At 70.8% G+C, this 11,125-nt stretch carries 10 protein-coding genes and 1 riboswitch; of the genes, 6 read left to right on the top strand and 4 right to left on the bottom strand.

Annotated features, from left to right (window positions below; all coding sequences use genetic code 11):
* Positions 1-65 precede the first annotated feature (65 nt).
* Positions 66-1,169, bottom strand: a complete 1,104-nt coding sequence (locus G6030_RS11795; RefSeq protein WP_241724329.1) for a hemolysin family protein — start codon at positions 1,167-1,169, stop codon at positions 66-68.
* The gene (locus G6030_RS11800) at positions 1,166-2,524 is read right to left on the bottom strand and encodes a hemolysin family protein (RefSeq protein ID WP_182643252.1); all 1,359 of its coding nucleotides are present in this window, start codon (positions 2,522-2,524) and stop codon (positions 1,166-1,168) included. Before G6030_RS11800 ends, G6030_RS11795 begins: the two co-directional genes overlap by 4 nt.
* A 225-nt stretch (positions 2,525-2,749) precedes the next feature.
* Between G6030_RS11800 and G6030_RS11805 the strand changes: the two genes are divergently transcribed.
* Positions 2,750-4,225, top strand: coding sequence for an oligopeptide:H+ symporter (locus G6030_RS11805; protein ID WP_182643253.1), 1,476 nt, complete (start codon positions 2,750-2,752; stop codon positions 4,223-4,225).
* Positions 4,226-4,335: 110 nt separating this feature from the next.
* Here the strand turns inward: G6030_RS11805 and G6030_RS11810 are convergent, their stop codons facing one another.
* A complete protein-coding gene (locus G6030_RS11810) occupies positions 4,336-5,598 on the bottom strand; it encodes an Ig-like domain-containing protein (RefSeq protein ID WP_182643254.1) in 1,263 nt (420 codons plus the stop codon).
* A 199-nt stretch (positions 5,599-5,797) separates the two neighbouring features.
* On the opposite strand from G6030_RS11810, the gene G6030_RS11815 reads away from it, so the two are divergent.
* Genes G6030_RS11815 through G6030_RS11825 form a run of 3 tightly spaced genes read left to right on the top strand, consistent with a single transcriptional unit; the run spans position 5,798 to position 7,930 of the window.
* Positions 5,798-6,460, top strand: a complete 663-nt coding sequence (locus G6030_RS11815) for an NAD(P)H-binding protein (protein ID WP_182643255.1) — start codon at positions 5,798-5,800, stop codon at positions 6,458-6,460.
* A gap of 20 nt (positions 6,461-6,480) precedes the next feature.
* Positions 6,481-6,918: a hypothetical protein gene (locus tag G6030_RS11820; protein WP_182643256.1), complete on the top strand. Its 438-nt coding sequence runs from the start codon at positions 6,481-6,483 to the stop codon at positions 6,916-6,918.
* Positions 6,919-6,964: 46 nt separating this feature from the next.
* A complete protein-coding gene (locus G6030_RS11825) occupies positions 6,965-7,930 on the top strand; it encodes an NADPH:quinone oxidoreductase family protein (RefSeq protein WP_182643257.1) in 966 nt (321 codons plus the stop codon).
* Between the two features lie 55 nt (positions 7,931-7,985).
* Here the strand turns inward: G6030_RS11825 and G6030_RS11830 are convergent, their stop codons facing one another.
* Positions 7,986-9,146 (bottom strand): pyridoxal phosphate-dependent aminotransferase, encoded by a 1,161-nt coding sequence (locus tag G6030_RS11830; RefSeq protein WP_182643258.1) that lies wholly within the window; start codon positions 9,144-9,146, stop codon positions 7,986-7,988.
* Positions 9,147-9,209: 63 nt separating this feature from the next.
* On the opposite strand from G6030_RS11830, the gene G6030_RS11835 reads away from it, so the two are divergent.
* Positions 9,210-9,707, top strand: coding sequence for a Rieske (2Fe-2S) protein (locus G6030_RS11835; protein WP_241724330.1), 498 nt, complete (start codon positions 9,210-9,212; stop codon positions 9,705-9,707).
* A gap of 54 nt (positions 9,708-9,761) precedes the next feature.
* Positions 9,762-9,917: riboswitch (FMN riboswitch) on the top strand.
* 100 nt (positions 9,918-10,017) lie between these two features.
* A complete protein-coding gene (locus G6030_RS11840; protein WP_182643260.1) occupies positions 10,018-10,764 on the top strand; it encodes a nicotinamide riboside transporter PnuC in 747 nt (248 codons plus the stop codon).
* The last annotated feature ends 361 nt before the right edge of the window (positions 10,765-11,125 follow it).

Here is an 11,125-nt window from a genome sequence, read left to right on the forward strand (position 1 = left end):
GCGCCGGTCAGGCGGCGCCCTGCCCGCCCGCGCCGGTCAGGCGACATCCCGCCCGCCCCCGCCGGTCAGGCGGAGGCGACGGGCAGGAGGCGCCGGACCACATCGTCGAGCGTGAGGACGCCCCGCACCTCGGAGACGTGGGTGCCTGGGTGACCGCCGGATTGTTCGACGACGACGAGGTGGGCGCGCGCCTCACGCATCCTGCGGAACGCCTCGGCGACCGTCAGATCGTGCTCGAGGGACAGGCTCGGCCGCATGAGTTCCCGGGCCGTGGCGTCGCCGTCGACGTTGATCGCGTCCCGCGCGTGGACCACGCCGACCGCGGTGTCGTCCTCAAGGACCAGCAGGCGCAGGTGGCCGGTGCGGCGCGCGGTGTCGAGAATCTCCTCTGGGCCCGCGTCGACGCCGACCGAGGACATCTCCTCGGGCGCGGCGGGCTGATCGAGGTCGCGCTCGCCGAGCAGGTCGCCCACGGTGAGCTCCTGCAGTTCGAGGGCGCTGAGCAGCTGCCGCTGATGGGTGTCGTCGAGCGTCCCGGCCTCGCCGGAATGCCGGACGAGCTCACGCAGCGAGTCGGCGTCCTGGCCGGCGGCGACCTCGTCCACGGCCTCGACGCCCAGGCGGTGCAGCATCGCGTTGGCGGTGTTGTTGAGCACGAGCAGCAGCGGGCGGGTCAGCCACAGGAAGCCGCGCATCGGCAGCGACAACAGGGTGGCCGAGTACTCGGGGTGGGTGATGGACCACGACTTGGGGGCCATCTCGCCCACCACGAGGTGCAGGAATGTGACGATGATCAGCGCGAGGATGAACGCGATGACGTCGGCGGTCCACAGCGGCAGCCCCCACCCGGCGAACACCGGGGTGAGCCAGTGGTGCACGGCGGGCTTGGTGATGGAGCCCAGCGCCAGCGCGCACAGCGTGATGCCGAGCTGGGCGCCGGCGAGCAGGAGCGTCAGCTCGGACGCGTTCTTCAGGGCCGCGCGGGCCGCGGCACTGTGCGCGGCGTCGTCCTCGAGCCGGTGCCGGCGGGCGGAGATGAGCGAGAACTCGACGGCCACGAAGAACGCGGACGCCGCGATGAGCAGGACGGTCGCCACCAGGACGACCCAGGGGTTGCTCATGATCCCACCGTCGGCGTCGGCGGCGAGCAGGGTGGTGGTCGGGGTCATCGTGCGGCCTCCTCGACCACGACGTGCAGTTCCGCGGGGACGCGGCGTTCGATGCGGCGGACCTCGGTCCGCAGGACGCGATCGGCGGAGAGCTCCTCGAGAACATCCGTGTCCGGCAGCGGGATGTCGACGCGGGCGCCGACGTCCGGCAGGTCGCCGATCGTCTCGATGACCAGGCCGCCGAGTGTCTCGGCGTCGACCTCGGGGAGGGTGATGTCGAGGAGACGCTCCACCTCGTCGAGGTGGGTGTCGCCGGTGAGGACCCAGCCCAGCCCCTCGCTGACCGGGGCGTCCGCGGCCTGCGGGTCATGCTCGTCCGCGATCTCGCCGACGATCTCCTCGGCCATGTCCTCCATGGTCACGACGCCGGCGAACCCGCCGTACTCGTCCACGACCACGGCCATCTCGGAGCTCTGGGCGCTCAGTCGGGCCGCCACCTCGGGCAGCGGCAGCGACGTGGGCACCCGGATCGGGGCGCGCATCACCGTCGACACCTGGGTCAGCGAGCCGTCGGTGTCGTCGCCACAGAGCACGAGGAGGTCGTGCAGGTCGACGATGCCGATCACGTCGTCGGAGTCCTCGCCCACGACCGGGTAGCGGGTGTGTCCCGTCGCCATCTTGGACAGGACCTCGTCGACGGAGGCCTCGGCCCGGACCACGTCGGTGCGCGAGCGCGGGATCATCGCGTGCTCGGCCGGCTGCCCGGGGAAGTCGAGCATCCGGTCGAGGAGTCGACTGAGCTCGGGAGAGAGTTCGCCGGCCTCGCCCGACTCGGCGACGATGTGCTCGAGGTCGCGGGCGGTGGCCGAGTGCTCCTTGTCGTGCACCGGCTCGATGCCGACCGCCTTGAGCAGCGCCTCGGAGGCCTTGTCGAACAGGCCGATGATCCAGCCGAACACGGCGAGGTAAATGGCGGTGGACCGGGCCAGCCACCGGGCCACGGGCTCGGGCTTGGCGATCGCGAGGTTCTTCGGCACGAGCTCGCCGAAGAGCATCTGGACCACGGTCGAGAACAGCAATGCCAGGACCGTGCCCACGCCCACGCCGACGGCCTGCGGCACCGAAGCAAGGCCGAGGAGTTCACCGATCGCCCGGCCGATGAGCGGCTCGGCGACGTACCCCACGACAAGGGTGGTGACGGTGATCCCGAGCTGTGCGCCCGAGAGCATGAACGACGTGCGTCTGGTGACGCCGAGGACCCGCTCGGCGACGGGGTCGCCCTTCTCGGCCGCCGCCCCCATACGGGAGCGGTCGACGGCCATGAAGGCGAACTCCTGGGCCACGAAGTAGCCCGTCAGCGCGGTGATCGCGAGTACGACCACGACGCCCACTAGTAGCGAGAGCGCGATGCTCATCCGGTGTGCCCCCTTCCGTGAAGGGGGCTGGTAGATCGGGCCGGGGTGTCGGCTCGGCTCACTGGAGGTGCTCCTGCGCTCATCGGGTTGCACCCCGGGCCGGTCGCCCGAGGGTTGATTCCTCCGATTGTCCTGTCCTCGATGGGAAATGTCGACTCCCACCTGTGGGGCGATATCGACGGCACAGTTTGTCCCGCAGGAATAGCAGGAGTAACACTGTCCGACATGACAACTCGGAATGCCGAGGTGGCTCTCGCCGATACGGACCGCAGGTTCTTCGGCCATCCACTCGGATTGGCGAACCTGTCGGGTATCGAACTGTGGGAGCGTTTCAGCTTCTACGGCATGCAGGGTCTGCTGGCGTACTACATCTACTACGCGGTCGGGGACGGTGGACTCGGGTACTCCGAACAGATCGCGGCGTCGATCGTCGGTGCTTACGGCGGTCTGGTCTACGCCTCCGCGATCCTCGGCGGCTGGATCTCGGACCGCCTGTTCGGCGCCGAACGGACCCTGTTCGGGGCGGCCGTACTCATCATGCTCGGCCACCTGTCCCTGGCTCTCGTGCCGGGCCCCGTCGGGCTGGGGATCGGCCTCGTGTTCGTGGGCGTCGGTGCCGGCACGCTCAAGGCCACCACCTCGACCGTGGTCGGCGACATGTACCGGCGGACGGACGACCGGCGTGACGCCGCGTTCTCCATCTACTACATGGCGGTGAACATCGGTGGCCTCACGGGCCCGCTGATCACCGGGGCGCTGTGGGACGTCCACGGTTTCCACTGGGGCTTCGGTGCCGCGGCGGCGGGAATGGCGATCGGCCTCATCCAGTACGTCCTCATGCGTGGCACCACGCTCAAGGGCGTCGGGGCGGTCGTGCCCGACCCGCTCCCGCGGCCGCAGCGGGTCCGGGCCCTGATCATCGGGGTGGTCGTGGTGGTGCTCGTCGCGGCAGCGCTGGCCTTGGGCCTCATCCCGCTGGAGTCCCTGGCGGACATCGTCACCGCGATCGCCGTGGTCGGCGCCGTCGCACTGTTCGCGCTGCTGATCACCAGCCCCAAGACGCAGCCCGACGAGCGGAGCCGGGTCGTCTCTTTCATCCCGATGTTCGTCGCGTCCGTGGCGTTCTGGGCGCTGTTCCAGCAGCAGTTCACGGTGATCGCGATCTACTCGGACCAGCGACTCGACCGCAACCTGGGCGGCTGGGAGATGCCGGCGAGCTGGGTCCAGTCCATCAACCCGCTCTTCATCATCGTCTTCGCCGCGGTCTTCGCGACTCTGTGGGTGAAGCTCGGTAGCCGTCAGCCCTCCAGCCCGATCAAGTTCGCGCTCGCGAATCTCATCATGGGCATCGCCTACCTGGTGTTCCTGTTCTTCGTCGGCAGCGTCGCGACCCCGCTGCTCGGCATCGTCGGGATCCTGTTCCTGTTCACCATGGCCGAGCTGCTGCTCTCCCCGGTCGGGCAGTCGCTGTCGACCAAGCTCGCGCCGGAGGCGTTCAAGACGCAGATGGTCGCGCTGTTTTTCCTCAGCGTCTCCATCGGCAGCGCCCTGTCCGGTGTCCTCGCCGGGTACTACGACCCGAACGACGCCGGGGCAGAGCGCAACTACTTCCTGGTGCTCGGCGTCGCGTCGATCGTCCTGGCCGGGATCATCGCCGCTCTGTCGCCGTGGATCCGTAAGAAGATGATGGGCGTGCGCTGACGCACCCCTGACGCATCCCCGACGTGACCGCGGCCACCGAGGAGATCCTCGGTGGCCGCGGTCATCCGGAGGGGACGTCGCCGGCCCACCGGGCGGGCCGACCCGCCCGGTCAGTCGGCCGAGCCGGTCTGCCAGACCTCCCACGGAACCGACCAGTCACCGTTCTGCCAGACCTCCAGTTCGGGCCCGCCCGTGCCGCGCACCTCGACGACGTCCCCGGTGACCGCCTGGTCGAAGTACCACTTCGCATCCGCCGGCGCGAGGTTGAGGCAGCCGTGTGAGGTGTTGGTGTTGCCCTGTGCCCACATCGACGACTCCAGAGCGTGGAAGTAGATCCCGTCGTTGGAGATGCGCACGCCGTGGTCGACGGTGACCCGGTAACCGGCGGACAGGGGCAGGCCGTAGGTCGTGGAGTCCATCAACACCGAGCTGGACTTGTCCAGGACGGTGTAGGTCCCCGGCTGGGTCCAGAAGTGCATGGTCACGCCGCCATAGGTGGCCCAGCCGCCCTTGCCCATGGAGGTGGGCATGGTCTTGAGCAGTTCGCCGTTGCGGTACACGGAGACCGTCTTGGTCGCGTCGTCGGCGATCGCGATGCGCCGGTCGCCGATAGTGAAGTCGGCTTCCGCGCCGGCACCGCCCCACTGGTCGCCACCGAGGTCGCGCCCCTCGGTGTCGAGTTCGACCCGCACCCGGGTGCCGGTCTCGTAGTAGTCCTTTGGACGCCAGTGTGCCGAGGAGTCGTCGACCCAGAACCAGTTGCCCTCCACCTCGGGCGAGGTGGTGACCTTCATGTACTTCTCAGCTTCATCGCGGTCCGCGATGGGCTGATCGAAATCGGCCACGATGACGATCCCGACTCCGTATTCACGGTCCGACTCCAGCGTGCCGCCGCCGGTTGTCCTCAGGGTGGGCGTCACGACGGCCGCCGGGTCGGCCATGCTGAAGGTCCGGGTATCGGTCCGCGGCCCGCCGACCGTGCCCTCGTAGGTGATCTCCAGGGTGTAGGTGCGCCCGAACCCGAGCGTGACGGCCGGCTTCCACGCCGATCCGTCGCCGGAGAGTTCGCCCTCGATCTGCTTGCCCGCGTCGTTGGTGAGCACCGCGTTCGTGATGGTGCCGTTCTCGACGGTGGCCCGGACGCCGTCGACCACGGCGACGTCCGTGGCGCCGTCGGCCGGGACGACCTCCAGAGTCGCCGGGGCGGGCGCCTGCGTGGTGGGCTCGGCGGGGGTTGTCTCCCCGGCGGAGCCGGTCGATACCGGGATGGTGCACCCGGCGACGACGAGGATCAGCGCGAGCAGTCCGGCGAGCAGGGCGAGGGGGCCCGCAACCGCCGGAAGAGAGGGGGTTCCAGACCTGGACACGGACATGCAGCAACTCCGAAGCGAAAAGCGTGGGGGAGCCGGTGAATCACGGCTTATGTCGACATGATGCACTCCGGGTCCGACACGGAGCCAATCCGAAACGGCCCGGCCGTCCACTTGTTGTGGAGTTGTGACCGCCGCCGGGTCCGCGCGCTCGCTCCGAGGCGGTCGGCGGCGACGCGGACGGACGAGTACAACGGAGGCCATGAGTATCGATCGACCAGTGACCATCATCGGCGGCCACGGCAAGGTCGCCCTCCGCGCCGCCCGGATCCTGTCGGACGCGGGCGCGGAGGTGCGCTCGGTGATCCGCAACCCGGACCACGCCGACGACATCCGGGCGGCGGGCGCCACCCCCGTCGTGGCGGACGTCGAGAAGCTCGACGTCGAGGGCCTCCGCGACGTCGTCCGCGGCAGCGGCTCCGTCGTCTGGTCCGCCGGCGCCGGCGGCGGCAATCCCGACCGCACCTACGCGGTCGACCGCGACGCGGCGATCCGCTCGATGGACGCGAGCGTCGCCGAGGGCGTGGAGCGCTACGTCATGGTGTCCTACGACGGCGCCGGGCCCGATCACGGCGTGCCGGAGGACAACGCGTTCTTCCCGTACGCCGAGGCCAAGGCGGCGGCAGACGCCCACCTGCGTGAGTCCGATCTGCAGTGGACCATCCTCGGGCCCGGGGCGCTGACCGACGAGCCCGGCGGCGAGTCGATCGGGGTCGGGGAGGACAAGCGGGAGGACCGGGCGACCAGCCGCGACGTGGTCGCCGGGGTCATCGCGGCCGTCCTGCGTCGGCCCGACACCGTCCGCCGCACCATCGAGTTCTCCGACGGGGACACCCCGATCGGCGAGGCCCTGACGAGGGGCTAGCACCGGGTTATTCTCACCGGATGAGGATCCTCGTGGGCGGGTCGTGGATCACCGTGATCTGCGCACTGCTGACGGCGTCGTGGAGCGTCCCGCAGTACATCATCACCGACACCGTCACGCTCAACTCGCATCCGTTGTTCGTGGTGCTGTTCCTGTTCCCGGCGCAGATCGGCGTGCCGGTGTGTCTGTTGGTGGCGCTCAACTCGCTGCTGATGGGCCTCCGTCGTCAGCTCACCACGATGCCGAGGCGGTTCCTCGCGGGAGGCCAGCTCGTCACGGTCATCCTGCTGGGGATCTGCGCGGCGCTGCTGATCTCGCCCACCGCGTTCGGGCGGGAGTTCATCGTGATGGCGCTGGCGTTCCAGGTGGGCCAGTTGCTGGTCGCGGTCGGGCTGGTCCTGCACCTGCTTCGCCGGCGCCGCCATCGCCGTGCGGCGGAGAGCGCGCGCGTCGGCTGAGCCGAGCGGGGCACGCGCGCGGGGGTGGGCTGACACTATGGACCGCATGCGTGCCATCCACATCTCCAGCCATAACGGACCCGCCGCCCTCGAGGTGGTCGATCTCCCCGAGCCGGAGCCCGGCGCGGTCCTGATCGACGTCCACGCCGCCGGCGTGACGTTCCCCGAGGTGCTCCAGACCCGTGGCAGGTACCAGATCTCTCCGCCTCTGCCCTTCATCCCGGGATCGGAGGTCGCGGGCGTGGTGCGGTCCGCGCCCGAGGGATCGGGATTCGCCGCGGGGGACCGCGTGTGTGCCTTCCCCGGCCTGGGTGGCTTCGCCGAGGTCGTGGCGACCGAACCGTCCCAGGTGTTCCACCTTCCGGAGAACCTCAGCTTCGTCCAGGGCGCGTCGATCCCCATGAACGTGCTCACCGTCCACTTCGCGCTGGCCCACCGCGGTCGGCTGCAGCCGGGTGAGACGGTGCTCGTGCACGGCGCGGGCGGCGGGATCGGCATCGCCGCCACCCAGTTCGCCACCGCCCTGGGGGCCCGCGTCATCGCCGTGGCCTCCACCGAGGAGAAGCGGGAGCTCGCGCGGAAGGCCGGCGCGACCGACGTCATCGCACCCGAGGGATTCAAGGACGCCGCGAAGGAGCTCACGGGCGGCAAGGGCGTCGACATCGTCGTCGACCCAGTGGGCGGCGACCGGTTCACCGACTCCATCCGCGCGCTCGGTCAGGAGGGGCGGATCCTCGTCATCGGATTCACGGCCGGGGAGATCCCCACGGTCAAGGTCAACCGGCTGCTGCTGGGCAACAAGAGCGCGGTGGGCGTCGGCTGGGGCGAGTACTGGATGTCCAACCCCGGCTACCTGCAGAAGCAGTGGGCCGAGGTCGAGCCGCTGCTGGCCGCCGGCAGGCTCGACCCGCTCGTCGGCGCAGAGTTCCCGCTCGAGAAGGCCTCCGAGGCGCTCGAGCTCATGGACGGCCGCGGCGCCGTCGGCAAGATCGTCCTCACCACCGGCCGCTGACCCGACCCCGCGCCGGGGCTGACCCGGTCCCGCGCGGGGGTGGGGTCGGGCGCCGTCAGCGCACCAGGGCCTGCAACCGCCGCCCGGCCTCCGCGAGCACCTCGGGCCGCTTGCAGAACGCGAACCGCACCAGGTGCGACCAGTCGTCGGTGAACGCGTCCGTGAACGGCGCGAACGGCACCGCCGCCACCCCGACCTTCTCCGGGAGCTCGAGGCACCACGCCGCCGCGTCGGTCACCCCGAGCGGGCCCGGGTCGGCGGTCAGGAAGTACGTGCCGTGTGCGACGACGAGGTCGAACCCGACCCCCGTGAGGATCTCCGCCAGCTCGTCCCGCCGGGTCTGCATGTCTTCCCGCAGCGTCGCGATCCACCCCTGCTCGTGGCGCAGGGCGTGCGCGACGGCCGGCTGCAGCGGCGAGGCGACGGTGAAGCTCATGTACTGCCGCGCGGTGCGCGCCCCCTCGACGAGGTCCGCCGGCCCGGTGAGCCACCCGATCTTCCAGCCCGTGCAGTTGAGCAGCTTCCCCGCGCTGGAGATCCGCAGCGTCCGCTCCGCCATCCCGGGCAGCGTGGCGATCGAGACGTGCTCGACCCCGTCGTACGTGAGGTGGGAGTACACCTCGTCGGAGATCGCGATTGCGTCGAACTCGTGGCACAGGGCCGCGATCTCCTCGAGGTCCTCCCGCGGCAGCACGGCTCCCGTGGGATTGTGCGGCGTGTTGACCAGCACGGCCCGCGTCCGCGGGGAGAACGCGTCCCGCAGCGAGTCCACGTCGAGTCGGATATGGCCGCCCGAGCGGACCAACCGCGCGGCGCGACGGGTGGCGCCGGCCATCGCCACCGCGGCCACGTAGGAGTCGTAATACGGCTCGATGACGACCACCTCGTCGTCGTTCTCCACCAGGCCCACCACCGCGGCGGCGATGGCCTCCGTCGCGCCGACCGTCACCAACGTCTCGGTGTCCGGATCGTGCACCAGGCCGGTGCGCGCGGTCTCGTCGGCGACGATCGCGTGGCGCAGTTCGGGGATCCCCATGCCGGGCGGGTACTGGTTGTGGCCGTCGCGCAGGGCCCGCACCGCCGCCTCGATCATTGACTCCGGCCCGTCCGTGTCCGGGAACCCCTGCCCCAGGTTGATCGCGTCGAACTGCGTGGCCAGGCGCGAGACCTCGGTGAAGATCGTCGTGGCGTGGGGCGCGAGTCTGCGGACCGTCATGGGGGAAGCCTAGGTGTCCCGGCGGGGGCGGTGGCCCCTGGCGGGGTCGATACCATGGGCGGCATGTCCGAGCCCTTCTCCGCCGCCACGCCCGCCCCGATCGGAGCCGCCGCGAGCGGCCCGGCCACCAGGGTTGGCCCGTGCACCCAGCGCCGGGCCGTGCTGGCCGCCCTGCCCGGGATCATCCTGCTGCCGGGCATCGCCTCCGCGTGCGGGATGACCGAGCCGGCGCAGCCGCCGTCGACCGTGCAGCAGACCACCACGGTGCCCGCGACCACCGTCCCGGCCGCCGAGATCCCCGTCGGCACCGCCAAGCAGTTCAAGGCCGGCGACTCGACGGTGATCGTCGCCCAGCCCACCGAGGGCGAGTTCGTCGCCTACTCCGCGCGCTGCACCCACCAGGGCGGCGTCGTCCAGGTGATCGAGGGTATGACGCTGCGCTGCCCGCTCCACGGCGCCGAGTACGACGCCACCGACGGCCGCAACACCCTCGCCCCCGCGCCGCGCCCGCTCGACGTGGTGCCGGTAAGCGAGTCCGGCGGCCAGCTCACCCTCGGCTGACGGCGGGCGGGGGGTGCGGGTTGCGGCGCGGCCCCGGGCAGGGGTACAACGGGAACACGTTCTCAGGGCGGGGTGAAACTCCCCACCGGCGGTGATGTCATCGACCCCATGGTCGGCGGCGAGCCCGCGAGCGCCCCGCACGCGCGGGGGTCAGCAGACCCGGTGTGATCCCGGGGCCGACGGTCATAGTCCGGATGGAAGAGAACCTCGCGTCACCCGATGCGGACCCGGCCGGCGACGGTCGTGGTCGGGCGGGCGTCGTGGCACAAGCCCTGGGCCGTCTGTGTAGAGCCCGTGAAAGGGGCACACGATGAGCCTCCTCGTCTCCTTCCTCGACGCGCAACTGGTGATCGGCGGAGTCCCGATCCTGTGGCGCGAGATCATCGGCAACGTCTTCGGCCTCGCCGCCGCGATCGGTGGCATGCGCCGCGTGGTGTGGGCGTGGCCGGTGGGGATCGTCGGCAACCTCACCCTGCTCACCGTCTTCCTCGGCGGCGTCTTCCACACCCCGCAGCACGTCGACCTCTACGGCCAGGCCGGCCGGCAGGTGATGTTCCTCGCGGTGGGCGTGTACGGCTGGTGGCAGTGGTCGCGGACGCGGCGGGCCAACGCGACCGCTGCTGCCGCGGCGGCCGCCCACGGTGGGCCCGTCGCTGACGCGCCCGCGGTCCGACCGCACTGGGCGACGGGCCGTCAGAGAGCCGGGCTCGTGGTGGGGATGCTCGTCGGGACGCTGCTGTTCGGCTGGATCTTCGCGCAGCTCGGCTCGTGGGGCCCGTGGGCGGACGCGTGGATCTTCACCGGCTCGATCCTCGCGACCTACGGCATGGCCCGCGGCTGGACAGAGTTCTGGCTGCTGTGGATCGCGGTCGACGTCGTGGGCGTTCCGCTGCTGCTCAAGGCCGGTTACTACCCGTCGGCGGTGTTGTACCTCGTGTACGCGGCGTTCGTCATCTGGGGGTTCGTGGTGTGGTGGCGCGTCGACCTGGCGGAGCGAGCGGCGGCGGTCACGGCCGTCGGGAGGACGGAGTCGCTGGCGGAGCCGCAGCGGGCGTAGTTCCACTGCCGGGTACGCACCGCTGCGTCGATCCGCCCTCCGATTCGCGACTTGCCCTCCGATTCACGATTCGCCCTCCGGAGTGCGCTCCGCGCTAGGAACTCCGCGGGCGGATCGTGAACCGAGGGGCGGATCGCACTTCCGCGGGCGGATCGCACTTCCCGCGGGCGGATCGTTAGCCCCGCGGACACCGAGCCCACGCAGTTCACCGGCCGTGGTGTCGGGAGGGCCCGCCCTGTCGCGTCGCGCCACCTATCCGATTGCACGCCGCCTAAGGGGTCCGATAGGTGTCGCGTGGGCAGATAGGTGACGTTCGCAAGGGCGGACCCGGACCGCCACAAACCGCCGCCCGCAGCCGCCA

The sequence above is a fragment of the Dietzia sp. E1 genome (assembly GCF_014145015.1).
Taxonomy (GTDB): domain Bacteria; phylum Actinomycetota; class Actinomycetes; order Mycobacteriales; family Mycobacteriaceae; genus Dietzia; species Dietzia cinnamea_A.

Bases quoted from the DNA above. Each gene is read 5' to 3' on its own strand.
- G6030_RS11795 (WP_241724329.1), bottom strand. From the start codon at position 1,169: ATGACCCCGACCACCACCCTGCTCGCCGCCGACGCCGACGGTGGGATC.
- G6030_RS11800 (WP_182643252.1), bottom strand. From the start codon at position 2,524: ATGAGCATCGCGCTCTCGCTACTAGTGGGCGTCGTGGTCGTACTCGCG.
- G6030_RS11805 (WP_182643253.1), top strand. From the start codon at position 2,750: ATGACAACTCGGAATGCCGAGGTGGCTCTCGCCGATACGGACCGCAGG.
- G6030_RS11810 (WP_182643254.1), bottom strand. From the start codon at position 5,598: ATGTCCGTGTCCAGGTCTGGAACCCCCTCTCTTCCGGCGGTTGCGGGC.
- G6030_RS11815 (WP_182643255.1), top strand. From the start codon at position 5,798: ATGAGTATCGATCGACCAGTGACCATCATCGGCGGCCACGGCAAGGTC.
- G6030_RS11820 (WP_182643256.1), top strand. From the start codon at position 6,481: ATGAGGATCCTCGTGGGCGGGTCGTGGATCACCGTGATCTGCGCACTG.
- G6030_RS11825 (WP_182643257.1), top strand. From the start codon at position 6,965: ATGCGTGCCATCCACATCTCCAGCCATAACGGACCCGCCGCCCTCGAG.
- G6030_RS11830 (WP_182643258.1), bottom strand. From the start codon at position 9,146: ATGACGGTCCGCAGACTCGCGCCCCACGCCACGACGATCTTCACCGAG.
- G6030_RS11835 (WP_241724330.1), top strand. From the start codon at position 9,210: ATGTCCGAGCCCTTCTCCGCCGCCACGCCCGCCCCGATCGGAGCCGCC.
- G6030_RS11840 (WP_182643260.1), top strand. From the start codon at position 10,018: ATGAGCCTCCTCGTCTCCTTCCTCGACGCGCAACTGGTGATCGGCGGA.